General features: G+C 72.4%; 22 protein-coding genes and 2 pseudogenes. 20 read left to right on the top strand and 4 right to left on the bottom strand.

From position 1 onward, the window contains the following. The first annotated feature begins 87 nt into the window (after positions 1 to 87). The 4 genes and pseudogenes from KZ813_RS12595 to KZ813_RS12610 all read left to right on the top strand — a co-directional run. Positions 88 to 660: a cold shock domain-containing protein gene (locus KZ813_RS12595; protein ID WP_219755321.1), complete on the top strand. Its 573-nt coding sequence runs from the start codon at positions 88 to 90 to the stop codon at positions 658 to 660. Further along, a complete protein-coding gene (locus tag KZ813_RS12600) occupies positions 657 to 1,160 on the top strand; it encodes a DUF192 domain-containing protein (protein WP_308461878.1) in 504 nt (167 codons plus the stop codon). The genes KZ813_RS12595 and KZ813_RS12600 overlap by 4 nt, the downstream gene beginning before the upstream one ends. Positions 1,161 to 1,255: 95 nt before the next feature. Continuing rightward, positions 1,256 to 1,648, top strand: coding sequence for an NADH:ubiquinone oxidoreductase subunit NDUFA12 (locus KZ813_RS12605; protein WP_219755322.1), 393 nt, complete (start codon positions 1,256 to 1,258; stop codon positions 1,646 to 1,648). 203 nt (positions 1,649 to 1,851) lie between these two features. Continuing rightward, positions 1,852 to 2,085 (top strand): annotated as a pseudogene (locus KZ813_RS12610) (DUF2155 domain-containing protein); the annotation flags it as partial. Positions 2,086 to 2,120: 35 nt separating this feature from the next. Here the strand turns inward: KZ813_RS12610 and aat are convergent. The 4 genes from aat to KZ813_RS12630 form a co-directional block, all read right to left on the bottom strand. Then, the gene (gene aat, locus KZ813_RS12615) at positions 2,121 to 2,855 is read right to left on the bottom strand and encodes a leucyl/phenylalanyl-tRNA--protein transferase (protein ID WP_219755323.1); all 735 of its coding nucleotides are present in this window, start codon (positions 2,853 to 2,855) and stop codon (positions 2,121 to 2,123) included. Next, complete coding sequence (locus KZ813_RS12620; RefSeq protein WP_219755324.1) at positions 2,852 to 3,559, bottom strand: ParA family protein; 708 nt, start codon at positions 3,557 to 3,559, stop codon at positions 2,852 to 2,854. Before KZ813_RS12620 ends, aat begins: the two co-directional genes overlap by 4 nt. A 96-nt stretch (positions 3,560 to 3,655) precedes the next feature. Further along, complete coding sequence (locus tag KZ813_RS12625) at positions 3,656 to 4,042, bottom strand: hypothetical protein (RefSeq protein WP_219755325.1); 387 nt, start codon at positions 4,040 to 4,042, stop codon at positions 3,656 to 3,658. Positions 4,043 to 4,127: 85 nt separating this feature from the next. Then, positions 4,128 to 5,402 carry a Y-family DNA polymerase gene (locus KZ813_RS12630; RefSeq protein ID WP_258046714.1) on the bottom strand — a complete coding sequence of 425 codons (1,275 nt, stop codon included), beginning with the start codon at positions 5,400 to 5,402 and terminating at the stop codon, positions 4,128 to 4,130. Positions 5,403 to 5,619: 217 nt separating this feature from the next. On the opposite strand from KZ813_RS12630, the gene KZ813_RS12635 reads away from it, so the two are divergent. From KZ813_RS12635 to murB, 16 genes and pseudogenes are all read left to right on the top strand, one after another. Beyond that, positions 5,620 to 6,627 (top strand): alpha/beta hydrolase, encoded by a 1,008-nt coding sequence (locus tag KZ813_RS12635; RefSeq protein WP_308461879.1) that lies wholly within the window; start codon positions 5,620 to 5,622, stop codon positions 6,625 to 6,627. A gap of 30 nt (positions 6,628 to 6,657) precedes the next feature. After that, positions 6,658 to 6,984: an Mpo1-like protein gene (locus tag KZ813_RS12640; RefSeq protein WP_373369277.1), complete on the top strand. Its 327-nt coding sequence runs from the start codon at positions 6,658 to 6,660 to the stop codon at positions 6,982 to 6,984. A 46-nt stretch (positions 6,985 to 7,030) separates the two neighbouring features. Beyond that, positions 7,031 to 8,020: a cysteine synthase A gene (locus tag KZ813_RS12645; RefSeq protein ID WP_219755327.1), complete on the top strand. Its 990-nt coding sequence runs from the start codon at positions 7,031 to 7,033 to the stop codon at positions 8,018 to 8,020. A gap of 40 nt (positions 8,021 to 8,060) precedes the next feature. Continuing rightward, positions 8,061 to 8,381, top strand: a complete 321-nt coding sequence (locus KZ813_RS12650) for a hypothetical protein (protein WP_258046715.1) — start codon at positions 8,061 to 8,063, stop codon at positions 8,379 to 8,381. 703 nt (positions 8,382 to 9,084) lie between these two features. Beyond that, the gene (locus KZ813_RS12655) at positions 9,085 to 9,585 is read left to right on the top strand and encodes a division/cell wall cluster transcriptional repressor MraZ (RefSeq protein WP_219755328.1); all 501 of its coding nucleotides are present in this window, start codon (positions 9,085 to 9,087) and stop codon (positions 9,583 to 9,585) included. Further along, positions 9,585 to 10,562, top strand: coding sequence for a 16S rRNA (cytosine(1402)-N(4))-methyltransferase RsmH (gene rsmH / locus KZ813_RS12660; protein ID WP_219755329.1), 978 nt, complete (start codon positions 9,585 to 9,587; stop codon positions 10,560 to 10,562). The genes KZ813_RS12655 and rsmH overlap by 1 nt, the downstream gene beginning before the upstream one ends. 2 nt (positions 10,563 to 10,564) lie before the next feature. Next, entirely contained in the window at positions 10,565 to 11,248 is a 684-nt protein-coding gene (locus KZ813_RS12665) for a hypothetical protein (protein WP_258046716.1), read from the top strand. Further along, positions 11,245 to 12,960, top strand: coding sequence for a peptidoglycan D,D-transpeptidase FtsI family protein (locus tag KZ813_RS12670; RefSeq protein ID WP_219755330.1), 1,716 nt, complete (start codon positions 11,245 to 11,247; stop codon positions 12,958 to 12,960). The genes KZ813_RS12665 and KZ813_RS12670 overlap by 4 nt, the downstream gene beginning before the upstream one ends. A 10-nt stretch (positions 12,961 to 12,970) precedes the next feature. Continuing rightward, positions 12,971 to 14,407, top strand: a complete 1,437-nt coding sequence (locus tag KZ813_RS12675; RefSeq protein ID WP_219755331.1) for a UDP-N-acetylmuramoyl-L-alanyl-D-glutamate--2,6-diaminopimelate ligase — start codon at positions 12,971 to 12,973, stop codon at positions 14,405 to 14,407. Positions 14,408 to 14,427: 20 nt separating this feature from the next. Continuing rightward, on the top strand, positions 14,428 to 15,798 hold the full coding sequence (locus KZ813_RS12680) for a UDP-N-acetylmuramoyl-tripeptide--D-alanyl-D-alanine ligase (protein WP_219755332.1): 1,371 nt from the start codon (positions 14,428 to 14,430) through the stop codon (positions 15,796 to 15,798). Beyond that, positions 15,799 to 16,869, top strand: coding sequence for a phospho-N-acetylmuramoyl-pentapeptide-transferase (gene mraY / locus KZ813_RS12685; RefSeq protein WP_219755333.1), 1,071 nt, complete (start codon positions 15,799 to 15,801; stop codon positions 16,867 to 16,869). It begins immediately after the preceding gene. Beyond that, complete coding sequence (murD, locus tag KZ813_RS12690; RefSeq protein ID WP_308461880.1) at positions 16,866 to 18,272, top strand: UDP-N-acetylmuramoyl-L-alanine--D-glutamate ligase; 1,407 nt, start codon at positions 16,866 to 16,868, stop codon at positions 18,270 to 18,272. Before mraY ends, murD begins: the two co-directional genes overlap by 4 nt. Beyond that, a complete protein-coding gene (locus KZ813_RS12695; RefSeq protein ID WP_219755334.1) occupies positions 18,269 to 19,483 on the top strand; it encodes an FtsW/RodA/SpoVE family cell cycle protein in 1,215 nt (404 codons plus the stop codon). Before murD ends, KZ813_RS12695 begins: the two co-directional genes overlap by 4 nt. Continuing rightward, complete coding sequence (murG, locus tag KZ813_RS12700) at positions 19,480 to 20,640, top strand: undecaprenyldiphospho-muramoylpentapeptide beta-N-acetylglucosaminyltransferase (protein WP_258046717.1); 1,161 nt, start codon at positions 19,480 to 19,482, stop codon at positions 20,638 to 20,640. Before KZ813_RS12695 ends, murG begins: the two co-directional genes overlap by 4 nt. Further along, positions 20,637 to 22,055: a UDP-N-acetylmuramate--L-alanine ligase gene (murC, locus tag KZ813_RS12705; protein ID WP_219755336.1), complete on the top strand. Its 1,419-nt coding sequence runs from the start codon at positions 20,637 to 20,639 to the stop codon at positions 22,053 to 22,055. The genes murG and murC overlap by 4 nt, the downstream gene beginning before the upstream one ends. Beyond that, a pseudogene (gene murB, locus KZ813_RS12710) lies at positions 22,010 to 22,936 on the top strand (UDP-N-acetylmuramate dehydrogenase); the annotation flags it as partial. The gene murC and the pseudogene murB, both read left to right, overlap by 46 nt. Positions 22,937 to 22,987: the final 51 nt, after the last annotated feature.

Consider the following 22,987-nt stretch of genomic DNA (forward strand, 5'->3'; position numbering starts at 1 on the left):
TCGACGCTTGCCAAGCTTCATTGTGCAGTGCACCGATAGTCCAGCGTTAACGCTGCGCCACGGCGAAGAAGGGGACGACGACGCGACGTGCGAGACGAGGCTTCCGCTACCGCCGGCGATCCGCACGATCCGGCCGGGCCGACGACGGCTGACGCCGTCTCGGTAGCGGTATCGGGCGTTCTCAAATGGTTCGATGCGACGCGCGGGTTCGGCTTCATCGTCGCGGACGATCCCGCGATGGGCGATATCCTGCTCCACTTCAGCGTGCTCCAGGCGTTCGGCCGGCGCACGCTGCCCGAGGGCGCGCGCGTCAGTGGCACCGCGGTGCTGGGGCAGCGCGGCTGGCAGGCGGTGACGATCGCCGACATCGATCTCAGCGTCGCGCTCGAGACGATGCGCGACCGCGACCGCGCGCGCGTCGATCCCGGCGCGCTGGCCGCCGAGGCCGGCGAGTGGGAGGAGGTCACGGTCAAATGGTTCAACCGCATCAAGGGCTACGGCTTCCTGGTCGCGATCGAGCGGCCCGGCGATATCTTCGTCCACATGGAGACGCTGCGCCGCGCGGGTGTCGCGGAGGCGCAGCCCGACCAGCGGCTGCGCGCGCGTATCGTCCAGGGGCGCAAGGGGCCGCTGGCGGTCGCGGTGGCGGTGGTCGAGTGAGCCGCGCCGCGCCGGCACTCGCGCTCGCGCTGCTGCTCGCCGCCTGCGGGCGCGGCGCACCCGACGTGACGCCCTCGGCGTCGCCCTCCGTCATGACCCACGAGACCCCCAGCACCCAGCGCCGCACCGTGGCGGTGACGATCGACAGCGGCGGCAAGCGCCACGGCTTCCGCGCGGAAGTGGCCGAGACCGCGGCGCAGCAGGCGCAGGGGCTGATGTTCCGTACCGACCTGCAGCCCGACGACGCGATGCTGTTCGCGCCGTACCCCGCCGGCGGCGGTGCGCCGCAGGTGGCGGACTTCTGGATGAAGAACACGCCGCTGTCGCTCGACATCGTCTTCATCCGCGCCGACCACAGCATCGCCGCGATCGCGCCGAGCACCACGCCCTTGTCGGAGGCGAAGGTGAGCTCGGGCGAGCCGGTGGCGGCGGTGCTGGAGCTGGTCGGCGGCCGCGCCGCCGCGCTCGGCATCGGTGTGGGCGACCGCGTCAGCTGGTGAGGTCTTCGCCGCCTCCCCGCGAGCGGGGAGGATCGGCATCACACCGCCCACCAGGCATTGAACCGGGCGGGCGGGGCGGGTAAGCGCGGGGCACCATGGGCATCAACCTCAATCCTTTCACCTGGTGGAACGGCGCCAGCTGGGGCACCATCCTCGGGCTGCGCGGCAAGCGTCAGGTCGGCGAGGACTCGCTGGGCAACACCTATTGGGAGGGCGGCCGCGACACCGCCGGCAACCCGCGGCGCTGGGTGATCTACGTCGGCGCCAACGACGCCAGCCGCGTGCCGCCCGAGTGGTTCAGCTGGCTGCACCATCAGGTCGACGGCACGCCCGATCAGAACCTCCCGCCGCCGCGCCAGTGGGAGAAACCCGCCGTGGCCAACCTGACCGGCACCGCGCTGGCCTATCGCCCGAAGGGCGCGCTGGAGAAGGGCGGCCATCGTGCCTCCGCCACCGGTGACTATGAGGCGTGGAGCCCCGACGCGTGAGGCGCGGGCTCGCGATCGGCGGGCTGTTAGTGGCGGCGGCGGCGGTGACCTGGGCGAGCCCGGGCTGGCGCGGCGCGCGTCACGCCGACTCGCCCTCCGTGAGCACCGCTCTGCCCGACCCGTCCAGCGCGCCCGCGCCGCGCGCCTCCGACGAGGTGGCGGTCGACTCGCAGGACGATCCGGTCGACCTCGGCGCCACCCCGATGGCGCAGCGAGTCGCGGTGCTGGGCCTGCTCAACAAGCGCAACGGCGTCAGCCGCGACATCACGCTCAAGCCCGGCCAGGCGGTGCGCGCGGGCGACGTGATCGTGCGGCTGCGCGCGTGCGAGCAGACCGCGCCGTGGGAGCCCGAGCCGCTCACCGGTGCCTTCGTCCAGCTCGACGTGCGCGCGGTCGAGGGCGGGTGGCGCCGCGCCTTCTCGGGCTGGCTCTACAAGGAGCGCCCTGCCGCCAACGTCGTGATCCACCCGGTCTACGATGTCTGGACCAAGAGCTGCACGATGACCTTCCCCGGCACGGCCCCGGCGACGCCCGCGGCCAGGCCGTCGAGCGCGCCGAAGTCGCCCGCCCCGCTCGCCTCGCCCACCCCGCCGGCCGAGGAGGAGGCGACGCCCGCCGACGAGGCCGTGGAAGAGAGCGCCGCGCCCAACAGGGTCATGTAGTCGGCGCGCGCCACCTCGATCGCGCCGAGCGAGGCGAGGTGGTCGGTCATGAACTGGCAGTCGAGCAGCGTATATCCGCCCACGCGCAGCCGCGCCACCAGCGCCGCGATCGCGACCTTGGAGGCGTTGGGCGCGCGGCTGACCATGCTCTCGCCGAAGAAGGCGCGGCCGAGCGCGAGCCCGTAGAGTCCCCCCACCAGGGTGTCGCCGTCCCAGCACTCGATCGAGTGCGCCAGGCCCAGCCCGTGCAGGCGGACGAACGCCTGCTCGATCGAGGCGTTGATCCAGGTGTCGGGGCGGTCCTCGGCGCTCTCGGCGCACAGCGCGATGATCTCGGCGAAGGCCCGGTCGGCGGTGACGCGGAAGCGGTCGCCCGCGATCACCTTGCGCAGCGAGCGTGAGAGATGGAAGCCGTCGAGCGGCAGGATCGCGCGACGCCGCGGCTCGACCCAGTAGACGTCCTCGGCGCCGCGACTGTCCGCCATCGGGAAGACGCCCACCGAATAGGCACCGAGCAGCAGCGACGGATCGAGCGGCTCGCTCAACGGCAGCGCTGCTCCACCGTGCGCCACAGTTGCGCGAACGCCTTGGCCGCGATGCTCTTGGGCGCGGCGGCGCCGACCGGCAGCCGCTTGGCGGTGGCCGCCTCGACCGCGCTGGCGGCGGGCAGGGCGGGCCAGTCGGCGTGCTGCTCGACCGCGGCGAGGTGGAGCGCGCGGCGGCGATCGACCATGTTGTGCACCGGCAGGATCGCGACCTGGCCGCCGAATTGGCGCTCGATCGTCTCATAGGCGCGCTGGGAGAAGGCCGAGGGCACCACCGGCACCACGATCAGGTCCGCGGCGCGCGCGACCTGATCGGCGGTCTCGGTCAGCCCGGGCGGGCAGTCGAGGATGACATGGTCGTGGTCGCCCAGGTCGGCGATCAGCTTGCGCAGACGCCGCTTCTTGTCGAGCTCGCGGAACAGGTGGTTGAGGTCGCGCAGCGAGGCGTCGGCGGGAAGCAGTTCGAGCCGCTCGAAGCGCGTGCGGCCGATCAGTTTCTCGGGATCGACGTCGCGCGAGAACAGCGCCTGGGCGCGGTCGTGCGCGGCGCCGTCGCCGAGCACCCAGCTCGACGCAGCCTGGGGATCGAGGTCCCACAACAGGGTGCGTCGCGCCGACAAGGTGGCGGCGCACCAGGCGAGGTTGACCGCCAGCGTCGACTTACCGACGCCCCCCTTGAGGCTGTAGATCGCGATGGTCGCCATAAGCGGCGAACGCTACGGGCCGCCGCGGCGCGGGGCAAGGATTGATCGAGATGAAGCGCCGGCGCCCCGCGAGGGGATGCGCCGGCGCGGCTCAGCTCAGGCGTGGCAGGAGAGCTCGCCCTTGCCCGGGCGGGTCAGGGTGATCTCGGTCGGGTTGCCGGTCAGCTTCCAGCCTCCCTCGGCGCTGAGCGGCGCCTCGCCGCCCTCGCCCTTGAGCATCGTCGGCGTGCCGTTCTTCTCGGTGCGCACCACCGCCTGCTTGTCGCCGGTGAAGAAGGTGACGTAGACGAGGCTGCCGTCCTTGCAGCGCATCGTCTTGTCGGCCTTGATCGCCGGCGGCAGCTCGATCGGCGTGGCGTTCGCTAGCTGCGACGCCATCGGATCGGGGTTGGAATCGATCACCTGCGGCTTGGACGGCTCGGAATTGCACGCTGCGAGCGCGAACAAGGAGGCGGCGAGGGGGAGGAAAGCGGGCTTCTGCATAGGCCCGCACGCTTCGCGCATGCGGAAAAGGTCGTCAACCCTGTCATACCAAAGTCATTATTTCAGCGACCCATTTCGGTAGCGCTCACTCGTGGAATTCGGACAGTTCGGGGATGCGCCCGAAAGCGATCTTCGACCCCACGCGATCGAGCCGGCCGCCGTTCAGCGGGCCGACCGACACCGCGTTGCGCCCGAACCGCTCGTTGATCCGGTCCATCGCGCGACTCAGCGCCAGCGTGCGCGTCTCGCGCGCGAGCGGGTCGTCGGGGTCGAGCGCGGCGAACAGCGAGCCCTGCTCGCCCGCGACGGGCTCGATCTCGGCCAGCGTCACACCGATCATCCGGCAGCCGCTGCGATGCGCCGCGCCGGCGGCGCGGAGCCGCGGGAAGAGCGAGTCGAGCCGCGCCAGCATCACGAAACTGTCCTGCGTGGCGGGCAGCTTCACGCTCGCGCGCCACTTGCTCTTGTCGTCCTCGAAGCGCGCGTGCAGCACCAGCAGCCGCGCGCGATAGCCCTTGCGGCGCAGCCGGCTGGCGGCCTTGAGCGCGAGCCGCCGCGACGTCAGCCGCACCGATTCATAGCCGCGGTGGCGCGGCGAGAGCACGTGGCTGTGCCCGATCGTGCGGCTCTGCGTCGGCTTCTCGGGCAGCTCGACGCCGTGGAGCAGGTACCAGAGCCGGTCGCCGTCGCTGCCGCCCCAGGCATGGCCCGCGTCGCGTGGGCGGCGCGCGAGCAGCTGGCGGATGTCGTTGACGCCGTCCCGCGCCAGCCGCCGCTCCATGTTGGGGCCGATCCCGGCGATGTCGCGCAGCTTGAGCGGGTACAGCGCCTCGGGCAGCGCCGCCGCCTCGAACACCACCAGCCCGTCGGGCTTCTGCAGGTCGGAGGCGAGCTTGGCGAGCAAGCGGTTCGGGGCGATGCCGATCGAGCAGGTGAGATAATCGCCGACCGCGGCGGCCAGCCCGCGCTTGATCCGCCCGGCCAGCGCCACCGCCGCGTCACGGTCGTTCTCATTGTCGAGCAGCCGGCACGCCACCTCGTCGATCGAGCAGACGCGGGTCACCGGCACGTGGCGCTCCACCTCGGCGACGATGCGATGGTGATAGGCGACGTACAGCTCGTGCCGCGCCGGCGTGACGACCAGGTCGCGGCACTTGCGCTTCGCCTCCCACACCGGCGTGCCGGTGGAGATGCCGTACCGCTTGGCCTCGCGCGAGGCTGCGATCGCGACGGTGGTGTCGCTGCCGACCGGCGCGACGATCACCGGGCGGCCGCGCAGCGCCGGCTGCACCTGCTGCTCGACGCTCGCGAAATAGCTGTTGAGGTCGAGGAACAGCCAGCGGAGCGGGCGCGGGGGCAAGATGAGATCCGCGCTGGGCACGGGCGGGCGACTCGCGAGAGGGAACGGATGAGGAACATGGCATGTTCGCGGCGCTTTGGCGAATCCGCGGCCGCCTCGTCGCGCCGGTCCGGCGCGATCCAGCGATGACGCCCGCCGCGGGGCGCGCTAGACCAGCGCCGCGCCGCTCCGCGCGCCGGCCGGACCGGCGCGCACCGCGGGCAGGGGAAGGTCGCCCGTGGCACGTTATCGCTCGCTCACCGCCGCGTTCCTCGCCGTCGCCGTCGCGGTGGCCTCCATCGCTCGGGCGGGGGCGCCCGCCGATCCGCCGCGGCCGCCGCCGTTGCCGAAGAACGAGCGCGTGGGTACCTGGCAGGCGACCGACGGCGGCGTGCAGGTCCCGCTCTGGCCCGCGACCGTCCCGCTGGCCAAGCCCGACAGCGGCGATCGCCCGGAGGGTACCGGCAATGGCACGGGGTTGGTCGGCGGCCGGCGCTGGCACTGGGCCAGCTATGTCACGCGGCCGACGATGACGCTGTACCGTCCGAAGGGCACCAACAGCGGTACGGCGCTGCTGGTGCTGCCCGGCGGCGGCTTCGAGGTGGTCGCGATGGACCTGGAGGGCACCGAGGTCTGCGCCTGGGCGGTCCGCCAGGGCATGACCTGCGCGGTGCTCAAATATCGGGTCCCACAGGTCTGGCCGCGCGTGGGCGGGCAGCAGCGCCGCCCCGACGTGCTGCTCGGGCTGGAGGACGCGCAGCGCGCGCTCGGGATGCTGCGCGAGCGCGCCGCGGCCTATGGGATCGATCCGCACAGGGTCGGCGTGATCGGCTTCTCCGCGGGCGCCTATCTCGCCGCCAACATGAGCAACACCGAGGAGCGCACCTACGCGCCGACCGACGCCGCCGACCGCCCGTCGCCGCGGCCCGATTTCGCCGTGATCGCCTACACCGCGCGCATGCTCGACAACACCAAGGGGCGGAACAACCTGGAGCTCCGGCCCTGGGTCACGATCAGCCCGAAGGCACCCCCGACGCTGATCCTCCATGCCATGGACGATCCGACCGACGATATCCGCCAGCCGCTGGCCTATGCGCTCGCGCTCAACGACGCGGGCGTGCCGGTCGACCTGCGCGTCTACGCCAGGGGAGGCCACGCCTTCGGCCTGCGCCCGACGGCCGCGCCCGTGACGACGCAATGGCCCGGGCAGGTGCGGCAGTGGCTGCACGATCGCGGCATGCTATGACCCGGCCGTCGCACTGATCGGATTTCGCCCGTGACACCGCGCACCTTCGCCGACTTCTGGCCTTATTACCTCCGCGAGCACGCGCGCCCCGTGACCCGCGGGCTCCATTATGCCGGCACCGCGCTCAGCTTCGCCGCCGCGGCCCCCGCGCTGGCTTTCGGCGGCTGGTGGTGGGCCGCCGTCCCGGTCGCGGGCTACGCCTTCGCCTGGGGCGCGCATCTCACGGTGGAGCGCAACCGACCCGCGACCTTCCGCCATCCCTTATGGTCGCTGCTCGCCGATCACCGCATGTTCTTCCTGTGGCTCGCCGGGCGGCTCGCGCCGCATCTCGCCAAGGCGGGGGTGGCGCGGCGATAGTTCTGCTCGCTTGCGCATTGCCCCGCGGCTCCGCATCTAGCGCGCCATGCATACCACAAGCGACACGCTGGCGCTGATCGGCAACACCCCGCTCGTGCGGCTCAAGGGGCCGAGCGAGGCGACCGGCTGCGACATCTTCGGCAAGTGCGAGTTCACCAACCCGGGCGCGAGCGTCAAGGACCGTGCCGCGCTGTTCATCGTCGAGGACGCCGAGGCGCGCGGCCAGCTCAGGCCCGGCGGCACGATCGTCGAGGGCACCGCCGGCAACACCGGGATCGGGCTGGCGCTGGTCGCCAACGCGAAGGGCTATCGCGTGATCATCGTGATGCCCGACACGCAGTCCAAGGAGAAGATGGACACGCTGCGCGCGCTCGGCGCCGAGCTGGTGACCGTTCCCGCCGCGCCTTATTCGAGCCCGTGCCATTTCGTCCACACCTCGCGCCGGATCGCCGAGGAGACGCCCGGCGCGATCTGGGCCAACCAGTTCGACAATATCGCTAACCGTCGCGCGCATATCGTCGGCACCGCCGAGGAGATCTGGGCGCAGATGGAGGGCCGGATCGACGGTTTCACCTGCGCGGTCGGCACCGGCGGCACCTTCGCCGGGGTCGGTCTGGGGCTCAAGGCCAAGGACGAGCGCGTCTGCATCGCGCTGAGCGACCCGCACGGCGCGGCGCTCTATGACTATTACGCCTGCGGCGAGCTGCGCTCGGAGGGCTCGTCTGTCGCCGAGGGGATCGGGCAGGGGCGCATCACCGCCAACCTCGAGGGCGCGCCGGTCGATACTCAGTTCCGGATCGCCGACCAGGAGGGGCTCGACTGGACCGAGCGGCTGCTGGCGGAGGAGGGACTGTGCCTCGGCCTCTCCTCGGGGATCAACGTCGCCGGCGCGGTGCGGCTGGCGCGGCAGCTCGGGCCGGGGAAAAGGATCGCGACGATCCTGTGCGACACCGGTTTCCGCTATCTCTCGACGCTCTATGACCCGGCGTGGCTGGCGAGCAAGGGACTGGTGCGGCAGCGACGTGACGCGGCGTGATCGACAGCGGCGCGACGATCGGTTAACGTCGCGCGACGAGATGAAGGGTTCGCAGCGAAAGAAGGTGGCGGTCGAGCGCCAGCAGTCGGAACAGGCGCGCCAGCGCGTGCGGGTCGGCATGGTCGGTCTCGCCATGGTGGTGCTGCTGATCGGCGTGGCGAGCGCGATCTTCTCGACGGTCGACCGCGAGCGGCCCGTCGCGGTCGCCGGCGCGGCGCAGCCCGCGGTGGTGGTCAACATGAGCGTCCCCGGGCCGATCCCGACCGTGACGCCCACCAACGAGCCGCTGGCCGAGCTCGGCGTCACCCCCGGCACCGCCAACACCCCGCCGGCCGAGAAGCCCGCGCCGCGCGCGCCGTGAGCGGCGGCGCGGCCGGGCAGGGGCGCATCCCATTCGCTTGAACTCCCGGCCTGCTCCCGCGAACTCCCAGCGTGGTCCCGCGCACGCAGGAGCCCAGGGGCGCGAGGGCCGCGCCTTCAGCGCTAGGCTCCAACGTGCGCCGGAGCACGGGTCGGCTCCAACGCACCGGGTCTCGACGCCGGGGGACGGGAGAGTGGTCGCGCGCGTGCGAGATGGCGTCCGGGGACGATCGCTAGGGCGAGCTCATCCCCCTACCGAAGCGACGCCGGGATGACGCCGGTGGCTGACGTCACGCCATCGCCGGTCCTGCCGCGCCATCTCGCCGCGTCGGAGCGCAGGGTACGGCCTCGCGCACACGTACCGGCATCGTCTCAGTCCGTCCCCCGATCGTGCCCGCGTTCTCCCCGACCTTCCCGGGGAGATCCGGGGAAAGCGCGCCAGCGCCCCCCGCGCGTCCCGAGTCTCACCCCCGCTGACGCCCGCTCGCGACCACCGCCCCCATCATAGCGCACGGAAGCGGGGGTAAAATCCGGTATTTCCCCGGCTGTCCCCGAAAATCCCTTCTCTTCCCCACTTAACCCTGATACGTACTCGCTACGACATTGGGGGCAGGACCACTGTTGTTTGCTGACGGGCAACGTCGGCGGGCGGTGATGGCCGTCCGTCGAAACAGGAGGTCGTGCGCTCCGAGTGCGAGGTGGGCGTGGCAGACAGGGTGGACTATCAGGGAAAGGGGCTCGGTCTTGTCGACGACAAGGGCCGTGTCGCGATTCCCAACACCCTTCGCGCGATGCTCGCCAAGAACGCCCCGCGCGACGACGGCAAGGACGGCGGCACCGTCATCATCGCGCCGCACCCCGAACATCGCTGCCTGATCGCCTATGACCCCGGCTTCGTGCCGTTCTGGAAGACCCGGCTGGAAGCGCTCGACGCCGCACAGTTCGAGCGGACCGGCAAGGTCGACTATAACATCCTCGACCGCGCCGGCGGCGCCGAGCCGCTGCCGTTCGACGGCTCGGGCCGCTTCATCATGCCCGCCTTCGAGCGCCGCTACGCGCGGATCGCGGGCGCGGCGGTGTTCCTGGGCGCGTTCAACTGGATCACGATCTGGGCGCCCAACATCCTGCTCGAGACGCCCGACATCGACCCCTTCCTCAGGGAATATGTCGAGTTCGCCTGCGAGGAGAAGGGGATCGCGCTATGATGAGCGAGACCGCCCCGATCGCCGGCCCGGCCCCCGGCCCCGCCGCCGCGCCGCACGTGCCCGTGCTGCTCGCGCCCGTGCTCGCCGCGCTCGCCCCCGCCCCCGGCGAGCGCCACGTCGACGCGACCTTCGGTGCCGGCGGCTACACGCGCGCCCTGCTCGCCGCCGGCGCCGAGGTGATCGCGTTCGACCGCGACCCGGACGCGATCGCGACCGGCCGCTCGCTCGCGGCCGACGCGCCGCGACTGACGATGGTCGCCGCCACCTTCTCGTCGCTGGCCGAGGAGCTGGAGACGCGCGGTCTCGCCCCGGTCGACGGCGTGACGATGGACATCGGCGTCTCGTCGATGCAGCTCGATCGGCCCGAGCGCGGCTTCTCCTTCCAGGGCGACGGCCCGCTCGACATGCGGATGAGTCAGGAGGGGCCGTCCGCCGCCGATTTCCTCAACACCGCCGACGAGGAGGCGATCGCCGACGTGCTCTACCGCTACGGCGAGGAGCCCAAGTCGCGCCGGATCGCGCGCGCGGTGGTGGCGGCCCGGCCGCTGACCACGACCGCGCAGTTCGCCTCCGTGGTGCGCCGCGCGCTCGGCCATCGCCCGCACGACAAGAAGGATCCGGCGACGCGCGCCTTCCAGGCGGTGCGGATCCACGTCAACGGCGAGCTGGACGAGTTGGAGCGCGGCCTCGCCGCGGCGGAGCGCGTGCTGCGCCCGGGCGGGCGGCTCGCGGTGGTGAGCTTCCACTCGCTCGAGGACCGAATCGTCAAGCGCTTCCTGCGCGACCGCGCGGGCGCGGCGCCGGGCGGCTCGCGCCACCTGCCGGCGACGGCGCCGGCGCGCGCGGCGACTTTCGAGATGATCGGGCGCGCGCAGCGCGCCGACGAGACCGAGCTGGCGGCGAACCCGCGCGCCCGCTCGGCGACGTTGCGCGCGGCACGGCGGACGGCGGCGGCGGCTTGGGTAAGGGAGGCGTGAGGATGGCGGCGATGTATCGGTTGAAGGGGCTGGGCTGGCTCACCAGCTGCGCGATGGTGGCGATCGGCTTCTATCTCGTCTCCTCACAGGTGGCGGCCGAGCGCAAGCGCGTCGAGCAGCTCGACCGCAAGATCGTCGGCGCCGAGCGTGACATCCGCGCGCTGGAGACCGAGTTCGACGTGCGCGCCAACCTCGCCCAGCTCGAGCGCTGGAACGGCGACACGCTGGCGCTGACCGTGCCGACCGCGGCCCAGTTCGTCCGCGACGAGGCGGCGCTCGCCGCGCTGTCGCCCAACCAGCCGGTGCCCGCGCCGCTGCCGGGCGCCGCCGCCCCGGTGCAGACCGCGCAGCTGATCGTCCCCGCCGCCGCGCCCGTCCCCGCGCCCGTGACGCTCGCCGCCGTCGCCCCGGTCGCCGCCGGCTCGGCGTCGGTCGCCCCCGTTCGCACCGCCCCCGCCACCGTCCGAACCGCGGCCGCCGCGCCGGTCGCGACGGTGAAGGTGGCGGCGGCGAAGCCGGTCGCCGCTCCCCGCCTGACCCCGGCGGCGGTGGCGGCGGCCGCACCCGCTTCTGCCTCCGCCGCGCGCGCCGCCAAGGTGGCGATGCTCGACCGCGCGCTGCTCAGCGAGACCACCGTCGGCGACCTGCTCAGCCGCGCCCGCACCGAGCGCGGTCGGCTGCGGTGACCGCACTCGTCGCCCGTCCGGTCCGCGGCGCGCGCGCGGGCGACCAGCGCCAGCAGCTGCTTGCTACCCAGCACCTGCGGCTGATGGTGCTGATGCTGCTGTTCGCGGCGGGTGTGATGGTGGTGATCGGGCGGCTGACGCTGCTCGGCGTCGTCGCCGGCAGCGAGCGCGGTGCCAGCGTCGCGGCGGCGGTGCCGCGCGGCGACATCGTCGATCGCAACGGCGCGCCGCTGGCGCGCACGATCGACGCCTGGACGATCGGCGTCCATCCCAAGAAGCTGATCGGCGACCCGTCCGAGATCGCGCGCAAGCTCGCCGAGCTGATGCCCGAGAAGGGCGACCAGTCCTGGTTCTACGCGCAGATCACCAAGCCGGTGAGCTTCACCTATCTCCAGCGCCGCGCCAGCCCCGCGCTGGTGGAGGCCGTGAACGCGATCGGCGAGCCCGGCATCGTGTTCGAGCGCGAGACCCAGCGGCTGTACCCGCAGAGCACGCTCGCCGCGCACGCCCTCGGCTTCATCAGCGGCGGCCATGGCATGAGCGGGATCGAGCGCGCGCTCGACGATCGCCTGACCAACCCCGCCACCGTCGGTCAGCCCGTCGCACTGTCGCTCGACACGCGCGTCCAGGCCGCGCTGGAGAGCGAGCTCGGTCGCGCGATGACCACCTTCTCGGCGCGCGGCGGGGGGGGCATCGTGCTCGACGTCCACACCGGCGAGGTGCTGGCGATGGTGTCGCTGCCGACCTTCAACCCCAATCGCGTCGGCATGTCGGGCACCGACCAGCTGCGCAACCTGACCACGCAGAGCGTGTTCGAGCTGGGCTCGACCTTCAAGCCGATCACCATGGCGACCGCGATCGACACCGGCGTCGTCACCTCGATGGAGACGCGCTTCGACGCCACGCACCCGCTCCAGGTCGGCCGCTACACGATCCACGACGAGCGCGGCGACCCGAAGCGCTGGCTCAACATGGCGGAGACGCTGATCTACTCGTCCAACGTCGCCACCGCGCGCGTCGCCGATGAGATCGGCCAGCAGCGCATGGAGACGATGTTCCGCAAGCTGGGCTTCGACACCCGCCCGGACATCGAGGTGCGCGAGAAGGGCCGCCCGCTGTGGCCGAGATATTGGGCGCGCACGACGACGATGACGACCGCCTTCGGCCACGGCATCGCGGTGACCCCGCTCCACCTCGCCAACGCCTATGCCGCACTGGTCAACGGCGGCACGTGGCGCCCCGCCACCTTGCTCAAGCTGCAGCCCGGCCACGCCCCGGTCGGCCGCCGCGTGATCAGCGAGGCGACCAGCGCGCGGATGCGCCAGATGCTGCGGCTGGTCGTGATGCGCGGCACGGGTCGCAAGGGTGACGCGCCGGGCTATCGCGTCGGCGGCAAGACGGGTACCGCGGAGGCGGCGGTGGCGGGCGGCTACGACCGGTCGCGCAACGTCGCCACCTTCGTCGCGGCGTTCCCGATGGATGCGCCGCGCTACGTCGTGCTGGCGATGCTCGACTCGCCGCAGGGGACCAAGGAGACGTTCGGGTGGAAGACCGCAGCGTGGAACGCCGCCCCGGTGGTGGGGCGCACGATCGCGCGGGTCGGCTCGCTGCTCGGCGTGGTGCCCGACGACCATCGCGACGTCGACGTCTCCGATATCCTGCCGACGCTGTGGCAGGGCGAGGACGATGCGCCCAAGAGCGGCGGCCAGTGAGGCGCGCGCGATGAGGCTCTCCGCGCTCCTCGGCGATGACGCCGCCGACGCCGGGACTGCCGCCGACGCGACCGTGACCGGCTTCGCGATCGACCATCGCAAGGTCGCGCCCGGCAACGTCTTCGGCGCGTTCGAGGGGCTGCGCGTCAACGGTGAGGACTATATCGACGCCGCGGTCGAGGCCGGCGCGGTGGCGGTGGTGGCACGCCCGGGCGCGCGCGTCGTGGGCGCGCTCCACCTCGCCGACGACAATCCGCGGGAGGCCTTCGCCCGGCTCGCCGCGCGCTTCTACGCACCTTTCCCCCCGACCGCGGTGGCGGTGACGGGGACCAACGGCAAGACCTCGACGGTGGAGATGACGCGCCAGCTATGGCGCATGGCGGGGCATCACGCCGCCTCGATCGGGACGCTCGGCGTCACCACCGCCGACGAGCGCGTGGTCACCGGGCTGACCACGCCCGACGTCGTCACCTTCCTGTCGAACGTCGCCGGGCTGGCGCGCGAGGGCGTCACGCACGTCGCCTTCGAGGCGTCGAGCCACGGGCTCAGCCAGTATCGCACCGAGGGGCTGCCGGTGCGCGCCGCCGCCTTCACCAATCTGGGTCGCGATCACCTGGACTATCACGGCGACATGGCGGCCTATTTCACCGCGAAGCTACGGCTGTTCGCGCAGGTGCTCAGCGACGACGGCAGCGCGGTGGTCTGGGCCGACGACCCCCAGTCCGAGCGCGTGATCGACATCGCGCGCGAGCGCGGCAACCGCGTCGTCACGGTCGGCGAGCACGGCGACGACCTGCGGCTGGTCGAGCGCGTACCGACGCTGCTGGGACAGGGGATGGTGATCCGCGCCGGCGGCGTCGACCATCGCGTCCAGCTGCCGCTGATCGGCGGCTATCAGGCGGCCAACGCGCTGATCGCCGCGGGGCTGGTGATCGCCACCGGCGGCGACGTGGCGGCGTCGATCGCGGGGCTGGCGCGGCTCCAGCCGGTGCGCGGGCGGCTCGAGCGCGCCGCGATCACCGCCAGCGGCGCGCCGGTCTACGTGGATTACGCGCACACGCCCGACGCGATCGAGGCGGCCTGCGCCGCGCTGCGCCCGCACGTCGCGGGGCGGCTGATCCTGGTGGTGGGCGCCGGCGGCGACCGCGACCGCGGCAAGCGCGAGCCGATGGGGCAGGTGGCCGCGGCGTCGGCCGACGTGGTGATCGTCACCGACGACAACCCGCGCTCGGAGGACCCGGCGGCGATCCGCGCCGAGCTGCTCCAGGGTGCGCCGGGCGCGCGCGAGATCGGTGACCGCCGCGCCGCGATCGCCGCGGCGCTGCGCGAGGCGGCGGCGGGCGACATCGTGCTGATCGCGGGCAAGGGCCACGAGCAGGGCCAGATCGTCGGCAACCTGGTGCTGCCGTTCGACGACGTCGCGGTGGCGCGCGAGATGGCGGCGTGAGCGGGGTGGTGGAGCGTGGCATGAGCCTCTGGACCTCGTCCGACATCGCCGCCGCCACCGGCGGCGTCGCCACCGCGGACTTCGCCGCCGACGGCGTCGCCTTCGACTCGCGCGAGGTGGGCGAGGGCGACCTGTTCGTCGCGCTCGCGGGCGAGCATAGCGACGGTCACCGCTTCCTCGATCAGGCGTTCGCGCAGGGCGCGGCCGGCGCGATCGTCTCGAGCGAGACCGCGCATGCCGCGGTGCGCGTCGGCGACACCTTCGCCGCGCTCGAGGCACTTGCCCGCGCCGCCCGGGCGCGGGTGAAGGGCAGGGTGATCGGCGTCACCGGCTCGGTCGGCAAGACCTCGACCAAGGAGGCGCTGTTCGCCGCGCTCGATCGCTCGCCCAGCCGGCGCGCGCACCGCTCGGTCAAGAGCTACAACAATCACACCGGAGTCCCGCTCAGCCTCGCGCGCATGCCCGCCGACAGCGACTATGCGGTGCTCGAGATGGGGATGAACCATCCCGGCGAGCTGGCGCACCTGACCACGCTGGTTCGCCCGCACGTCGCGATCGTCACCGCGATCGCGCCCGCGCACACCGAGTTCTTCCCCGACGAGAGCGCGATCGCCGACGCCAAGGGCGAGATCTTCCGCGGGCTGGAGCCGGGCGGCACCGCGATCATTCCCTATGACAGCCCGCACCGCGACCGGCTGATCGCGGCGGCGCACCCTTATGCCGGCAAGATCGTCACCTTCGGGCTCGACAAGCGCGCCGACGTCCACGCGGCCGAGGTGATGCCCTCGCCGCGCGGCGGCACCTTCGTCGGCGCCAAGGTCGGCGCGCGCGAGCTGAGCATGACGATCGCGCAGCCGGGCCAGCATTGGGTGTCCAACGCCATGGCGGTGCTCGCCGCGGTCGACGCAGTGGGGGCCGATCTCGCGCTCGCCGGTCTGGCGCTGGGGGAGCTCGGCGGGCTCGCGGGGCGCGGTGCGCGGCGCGACGTCGCGGTCGGGGACGGTCGCGCGCTGCTGATCGACGAGAGCTACAACGCCAACCCCGCCTCGATGCGCGCCACGCTGGCGGTGCTGGCGCAGGAGCCGGGGCGCCACGTCGCGGTCCTGGGCGAGATGCGCGAGCTCGGCGAGGGCTCGGCGGCGTATCACGCGGCGCTCGCGCCCGCGGTGGCGGGGGCGCGCGTCCAAGCGGCCGTGCTGGTCGGCGAGGCGATGGCGCCGCTCGCGCAGGCGCTTGAGGGTGAGGTCGATTTCGTCCATGTGCGCGATGCCGCCGCGGCGCTGGACCAGGTCCGCGCCCTGCTCCGTCCGGGAGACGCGGTGCTCGTCAAGGGATCGAACGGGGTCGGGCTGTCGCGGCTGGTCGCCGCGCTCGCCGACAAGGTGGACTGAGTGCTGTACTGGATCGCGCAGCTCCTGGGGTTCCAGGGCGGCTTCAATCTCATCCGCTACCAGTCGTTCCGCGCCGGCGCGGCGGTGGCGACCGCTCTGTTCATCGGCCTGATCATCGGCCCGCGTTTCATCGGCTGGCTGCGCGTGCGCCAGGGCAAGGGGCAGCCGATCCGCCTCGACGGGCCGCAGACCCACCTCGCCAAGCGCGGGACGCCGACGATGGGCGGGCTGATGATCCTCACCAGCCTCGTGCTGTCGGTGATGGCGTGGATGGACCTGCGCAACCCCTTCGTCTGGGCGTGCCTCTTCGTCACGCTGGGCTTCGGTGCGATCGGGTTCCTCGACGATTACGACAAGGTCCGCAAGGCCAGCACCGCGGGCGTATCGGGGCGCGTGCGGCTGATGATCGAGTTCGCGATCGCCGGCGTGGCGGCGTGGATCATCATGCAGGAGAACGGCACCGGCCTCTATTTCCCGTTCACCAGCCGCTATTTCATCGACCTGGGCTATTTCTACCCGATCTTCGCGGCGTTCACGATCGTGGCGTTCGGCAACGCGGTGAACCTCACCGACGGGCTGGACGGCCTGGCGACGATGCCGGTCATCATCGCCTCGGTCGCCTTCATGCTGATCGTCTATCTCGCGGGCAACGTGAAGTTCGCCGACTATCTCGGCATACCGCACGTGCCGCGCGCCGGCGAGCTGGCGATCTTCTGCGGCGCGGTGATCGGCGGCGGTCTCGCCTTCCTGTGGTACAATGCGCCCCCCGCGGCGGTGTTCATGGGCGACACCGGCAGCCTCGCGCTGGGCGGCGCGCTGGGGACGATCGCGGTGGTGGCGCACCATGAGATCGTGCTCGGCATCATCGGCGGGCTGTTCGTGGTGGAGGCGCTCAGCGTCATCATCCAGGTGTTCTGGTACAAACGAACGGGCAAGCGCATCTTCCGCATGGCGCCGATCCACCACCATTTCGAGCAGCTCGGCTGGAGCGAGCCGACCGTCGTGATCCGCTTCTGGATCATCGCCCTGGTGCTGGCGCTGGCCGGCCTGTCCACGCTGAAGCTGCGGTGATCACCTCCGGCGCCTGGACCGAGAAACATTATGCGGTGCTCGGGCTGGCACGCTCGGGCGCCGCGACCGTGCGCGCGCTGCTCGCTGCCGGCGCGCGGGTGACGGCGTGGGATAGCGATGAGGCTAGGCGTGACGCGATCCTCCCCGGCACGGGGAGGGGGACCGCCGGCGAAGCCGGGGGTGGAGGGGGCTTTCCTCGCAGCGCAGCGCCTGCGGAAGCCCCCCTCCACCAGCCTGCGGCTGGTCCCCCTCCCCGTGCCGGGGAGGATCTGCGCGTAGCCGACCTCGCTTCCCTCGACCTCACCGCCTTCGACGCGCTGGTCGTCTCCCCCGGCGTGCCGCTCAACACGCACCCGCTCGCCGCGGCGGCGCGCTACGCGGGCGTACCGATCGTCGGCGACATCGAGCTGTTCGCCCAAGCGCGCGCCGAGCTGCCGCCCCACAAGGTGGTGGGCATCACCGGCACCAACGGCAAGTCGACCACCACCGCGCTGGTGCATCACCTGCTCGAGACCGCGGGCGTGCCCGCGCGGATGGGCGGCAACATCGGTCTGCCGATCCTCGCGCAGGCGCCGCTGCCCGCCGGCGGCGTGTACGTGCTCGAGCTGTCGAGCTACCAGATCGACCTGACGCAGACGCTCGACTGCGACGTGGCGGTGCTGCTCAACGTCACCCCCGACCATCTCGATCGCTACGCCGGGTTCGAGGACTATGCCGCCAGCAAGGCGCGGCTCTTCGCGATGCAGTCGCCGCGCCACCGCGCGGTGATCGGCACCGGGGACGCCGCCTCGGCCGCGATCGCGCGGGGCTTCGCGCACCGCGGCGAGACGATCACCACGATCGCGCCGGGCACGCCGCTCGACCAGTCGCGCTGGCCCTCGCTGCAGGGGCCCCACAACGCGCAGAACGCGCTCGCCGCGATCGCGGTGGCGGAGGCGCTCGGGCTCGACCGCGCCGCGATCGAGGCGGGGCTGGAGACCTTCAACGGTCTGCCGCACCGGATGGAGCGGGTGGCGACGCTGGGCGGCGTCACCTGGATCGACGACAGCAAGGCCACCAACCCCGAGAGCGCCGCCCCCGCGCTCGCCGCTTTCCCGCGCGTCCACTGGATCGTCGGCGGTCGCGCGAAGGGCGACGACCTCGACGCCTGCGCGCCGCACTTCGGCAACGTGGTGCGCGCCTATACGATCGGCGAGGCGGGGCCGCGCTTCGCCGCGCTGCTGCGCGACCACGTCCCCGTCGCCGAGGCGGAGACGCTGGAGCGCGCGGTGCGGATCGCCGCGGGCGAGGCGCGGCGCGGCGAGGTGGTGCTGCTGTCGCCCGCCGCCGCCTCGTTCGACCAGTTCCGCGATTACGAGCATCGCGGTACCGTGTTCCGCGCGACAGTGGAGGCGCTGGCATGACCGACGTGAGCAGGGCGCAGCGGGCGGGGCTCAAGGGGCGGGGCGGGCGCGGCGACCCGTCGCCGCTCGGCACCTGGTTCTGGGACATCGACCGCGTGCTGCTGCTGCTCGCGCTGTTCCTGATCGCGATCGGGCTGATCGCGGTCGCGGCGGGATCGCCCGCGAGCGCGTCGCGCTACTCGGGCGAGCATCTGAAGTTCGCGCCGCTGCATTATTTCTGGCGCCAGCTGCTGTGGGCGGGCGTGTCGCTGCCGGTGCTGTTCGGCGTGTCGATGCTGCCGGTGACCGCGGCGCGGCGCATGTCGCTGATCGGCGCGGCGGTGTGCGTCGCGCTGCTCATGATCGTGCCCTTCGCGGGGGTGATGGTGAACGGCGCGCGACGCTGGATCGGCTTCGGCTTCGCGCAGTTCCAGCCGTCCGAGTTCCTCAAGCCCTTCTTCGTCGTCGCGGTGGCGTGGCTGCTCTCGCTGAAGTCGCGCGACGAGGAGCTGCCGGTGACGATGATCACCGCGGGGCTCACCGGGCTGATCGCGCTGCTGCTGATGCTCCAGCCGGATTTCGGCCAGACCGTGATCTTCTGCTGCATCTGGCTCGCGCTCGTCACGATCGCGGGTACGCCGACGCGCGTGATCATGGGCTTCGTCGCGCTGTTGCCCGCGGCGCTGGTGGCGGCCTATCTGTTCTACAGCACCGCGCGCGCGCGCATCGACGCTTTCCTCTTCCCCGGGGTGGAGGGCGAGGGCGCGGCGGACCATTTCCAGACCGACGCGGCGCACCGCACGCTCGTCTCGGGCGGCTGGTTCGGCACCGGGCCGGGCGGCGGCACGGTGAAATACGGTCTGCCCGAGGCGCACACCGACTATATCTTCTCGGTCATCGGCGAGGAGTTCGGGCTGCTCGCCTGCATGGTGGTGGCGCTGGTGTTCCTCGCGCTGGTGGTGCGCGTGTTCGTCAAACTGCTCGACGAGCAGGACCCGTTCAAGCTGCTGGCCGCCTCGGGGCTGGCGGTGCAGTTCGGCGCGCAGGCGTTGATCTCGATGGCGGTCAACACCGGGCTGGCACCGTCCAAGGGGATGACGCTGCCCTTCATCAGCTACGGCGGCTCGTCGATGGTGGCGCTCTCGCTCGGCATGGGGCTGCTGCTGGCGTTCACGCGGCGCAACCCGTTCCTGCTGCGAAGCCCCTATATCACGCGATGGAACGCCGAATGAGCGTCGTACAGGATTTCCGCCCGCGCCACTTCGTGCTCGCCGCCGGGGGCACCGGCGGCCACATGGTGCCCGCCGCCGCGCTCGCGACCGAGTTGACCAAACGCGGCCACCGCGTCGCTCTGGTGAGCGACGCGCGCGGGGTGCGCTTCCCCGGCCTGTTCGAGGACGTGCAGACGCACGTCATCCCCGCCGGGCGCTTCGCCGGCGGCCCGCTCGGCTGGGCCAAGGCGGCGCGGCTGATGATGCAGGGCCGCGCGATGGCGGCCGAGCTGTACCGTACGTTCAGGCCCGCGGCGGTGATCGGCTTCGGCGGCTATCCGGCTTACCCGGCGCTGTCGGCGGCCTTCGCCGCGGGCATCCGCACCGCGGTGCACGAGCAGAACGCGGTGCTCGGCCGCGTCAACCGGCTGGTCGCGGGCAAGGTCGACGGGATCGCGACCAGCTACGCCGAGACCGAGCGGCTGCGCCCGCGGCATCGTGCCAAGGCGCATCACGTCGGCAACCCGGTGCGCGAGAGCGTGCTCGCGCTTCGCGCCAAGCCCTACCCGCTGCTCGACGAGGACAGCATCTTCCGCGTGCTGGTCACCGGCGGCAGCCAGGGCGCCTCGGTGCTCAGCCAGGTCGTACCCGAGGGGCTGGCGATGCTGCCGGTCGCGTTCCGCCGCCGCCTGCAGGTGACGCACCAGGCGCGGATCGAGGACATCGACTCCGCGCGCGAGACCTACGCCCGGCTCGAGATCGCGGCCGACCTCGCCACCTATCTGCCCGACCTGCCCGAGCAGCTCGGCTGGGCGCACGTGGTGATCGCGCGCGCGGGCGCCTCCACCATCGCCGAGCTGACCGCGGCGGGGCGCCCCGCCATCCTGGTGCCGCTGCCCAGCGCCACCGACGACCACCAGACCGCCAACGCGCGCGAGATCACCCGCGCCGGCGGCGCGCGCACGATCGCGCAGTCCGCCTTCACTCCCAGCGAACTCGCCAAGCAGATGCAGAAACTCGGCCTCGACCCCGAGGCGCTCCAGAACGCCGCCGCGCGCGCCCGCGCCTGCGGTGCACCGGAGGCGGCGAGCGATCTCGCCGACCTGGTCGAGAGTCTCGACTCGCCCGCCTCGCGGCTGCCGGTCGGGCGCGTCCAGCAGCGGAAGGCGTTCGCGTGAGAGGGGTCGCAACCGACATCGGGACGATCCACTTCGTCGGCATCGGCGGGATCGGCATGTCGGGCATCGCCGAGGTGATGCACAATCTCGGCTATACCGTGCAGGGCTCGGACGTCGCCGAGGGCTATGTCGTCGAGGGGCTGCGCCGGCGCGGCATCGGCGTGACGATCGGGCACGACGCCGCCAATGTCGCGGGCGCCGCGGTGGTGGTCACCTCCACCGCGGTGAAGCGCGGCAATCCCGAGGTGGAGGCGGCGCTGCAGAACCGCGTCCCCGTGGTGCGCCGCGCCGAGATGCTCGCCGAGCTGATGCGGTTGAAGTCGACGGTCGCGGTCGCGGGCACGCACGGGAAGACCACCACCACCTCGATGGTCGCCGCGCTGCTCGACGCGGGCGGGGTCGATCCCACCGTGATCAACGGCGGCATCATCAACAGCTACGGCTCGAACGCCCGCCTCGGCGCGAGCGACTGGATGGTGGTCGAGGCGGACGAGAGCGACGGCAGCTTCCTGCGGCTCGACGGCACGATCGCGGTGGTGACCAATATCGATCCCGAGCACCTCGACCATTACGGCAGCTTCGACCGCGCCAAGGACGCCTATGTCGAGTTCGTCGAGAACGTGCCCTTCTACGGCGCGGCGCTGCTGTGCCTCGATCACCCCGAGGTGCAGGCGCTGATCCCGCGCGTGCGCGACCGCCGCATCGTCACCTACGGTTTCGCCGCCTCGGCCGACGTGCGCGGGGTCGACGTGACGCCCTATCCCGGCGGCAACCGCTTCGAGGCGCAGGTGCGCGCGCGCGACGGCGCGGTGCGCTCGATCGAGGGGATCGACCTGCCGATGCCGGGCCGCCACAACGTCCAGAACGCGCTCGCCGCGATCGGCGTCGCGCTCGAGCTCGGCATCGACGACGCGACGATCCAGAAGGGGTTCGAGCGCTTCGCCGGGGTCAAGCGGCGCTTCACCAAGGTGGGCGAGGTCGCGCTCGACGGCGGCGCGGCGACAATCGTCGACGATTACGGCCACCACCCGGTCGAGATCCGCGCGGTGCTCGCCGCCGCGCGGGAGTCGGCGCAGGGCAGGGTGATCGCGGTGGTGCAGCCGCATCGCTACTCGCGGCTCGGCAACCTGATGGAGGACTTCCGCGGCGCCTTCAACGACGCCGACCTCGTCTATGTCACCCCCGTCTATGCCGCGGGCGAGGCGCCGGTGCCCGGCGTCGACTCGGCCGCGCTGGTGGCGGGGTTGCGCGACCGCGGCCACCGCCAGGCCGAGCTGGTCGAGGACGCCGCCGCGCTCGCCGCCGCGCTCGCGGGCGAGCTGCGCGCGGGGGACCAGGTGATCTGCCTCGGCGCGGGCGATATCACCAAATGGGCCGCGGGGCTCGCCGCCGCGATCGCGGCGCAGCGGCGGTGAGCGTCGTGACGCTCCCTCCGGTCCGCGGGCGGCTCACCGCCGATGCCGCGCTGGCGCCGCTCGTCTGGTTCAAGAGCGGCGGCGCGGCCGAGTGGCTGTTCGAGCCCGCCGACGCCGACGATCTCGCCGCCTTCCTCGCCGCGCTCGACTCGGGCGTGCCGGTGCTGCCGCTAGGGCTCGGCTCCAACCTGATCGTGCGCGACGGCGGCGTGCCCGGCGTGACGATCCGCCTCGGCAAGGCGTTCGCGAGAGTGGAGTCGATCGGCGACTCGCTGCTGCGCTGCGGCGGGGGGGCGAGCGGCATCCTCGTCTCGTCGACCGCGCGCGACGCCGGCGTGGCGGGGGTGGAGTTCCTGCGCTCGATCCCGGGCACGGTCGGCGGCTTCGTGCGGATGAACGGCGGCGCCTATGGCCGCGAGACCGCCGACGTGCTGGTCGAGGCCGAGGTGGTGCTGCGCGACGGCACGCGCCGGACGCTGTCGCATGACGCGCTCGGCTACAGCTACCGCCACTCGGCGCTGCCCGACGGCGCGGTGGTGGTGCGCGCGACCTTCCGCGGCGTGCCGGGCGAGCCCGCCGCGATCCAGGCCGAGATGGACCGCATCGCTGCCGCGCGCGAGGCGAGCCAGCCGCTGCGCTCGCGCACCGGCGGCTCCACCTTCAAGAACCCGCCGGGCGCGAAAGCGTGGCAGTTGGTCGACGCCGCGGGCTGTCGCGGCCTGCGCCGCGGCGACGCGCAGGTGAGCGAGAAACATACCAACTTCCTGCTCAACCTGGGCGCCGCCAGCAGCGCCGAGATCGAGGCGCTGGGCGAGTACGTGCGCGCGCGGGTGAAGGCCGCGAGCGGCGTCGAACTGGAATGGGAGATACAGCGCGTGGGTGACGGACTAAATCCTTCCCGGGACGGGGAGGGGGACCGCCCGGCGCAGCCG

The sequence above is a fragment of the Sphingomonas folli genome (assembly GCF_019429525.1).
GTDB classification, from domain to species: domain Bacteria; phylum Pseudomonadota; class Alphaproteobacteria; order Sphingomonadales; family Sphingomonadaceae; genus Sphingomonas; species Sphingomonas folii.

Excerpts from the sequence above, each read along its gene's own strand:
- KZ813_RS12645 (WP_219755327.1), top strand. The coding sequence starts at position 7,031 with ATGCATACCACAAGCGACACGCTGGCGCTGATCGGCAACACCCCGCTC.
- murG (WP_258046717.1), top strand. The coding sequence starts at position 19,480 with ATGAGCGTCGTACAGGATTTCCGCCCGCGCCACTTCGTGCTCGCCGCC.
- KZ813_RS12665 (WP_258046716.1), top strand. The coding sequence starts at position 10,565 with ATGGCGGCGATGTATCGGTTGAAGGGGCTGGGCTGGCTCACCAGCTGC.
- rsmH (WP_219755329.1), top strand. The coding sequence starts at position 9,585 with ATGAGCGAGACCGCCCCGATCGCCGGCCCGGCCCCCGGCCCCGCCGCC.
- KZ813_RS12605 (WP_219755322.1), top strand. The coding sequence starts at position 1,256 with ATGGGCATCAACCTCAATCCTTTCACCTGGTGGAACGGCGCCAGCTGG.
- KZ813_RS12650 (WP_258046715.1), top strand. The coding sequence starts at position 8,061 with ATGAAGGGTTCGCAGCGAAAGAAGGTGGCGGTCGAGCGCCAGCAGTCG.
- KZ813_RS12695 (WP_219755334.1), top strand. The coding sequence starts at position 18,269 with ATGACCGACGTGAGCAGGGCGCAGCGGGCGGGGCTCAAGGGGCGGGGC.
- KZ813_RS12620 (WP_219755324.1), bottom strand. The coding sequence starts at position 3,559 with ATGGCGACCATCGCGATCTACAGCCTCAAGGGGGGCGTCGGTAAGTCG.
- KZ813_RS12675 (WP_219755331.1), top strand. The coding sequence starts at position 12,971 with ATGAGGCTCTCCGCGCTCCTCGGCGATGACGCCGCCGACGCCGGGACT.
- KZ813_RS12680 (WP_219755332.1), top strand. The coding sequence starts at position 14,428 with ATGAGCCTCTGGACCTCGTCCGACATCGCCGCCGCCACCGGCGGCGTC.
- KZ813_RS12625 (WP_219755325.1), bottom strand. The coding sequence starts at position 4,042 with ATGCAGAAGCCCGCTTTCCTCCCCCTCGCCGCCTCCTTGTTCGCGCTC.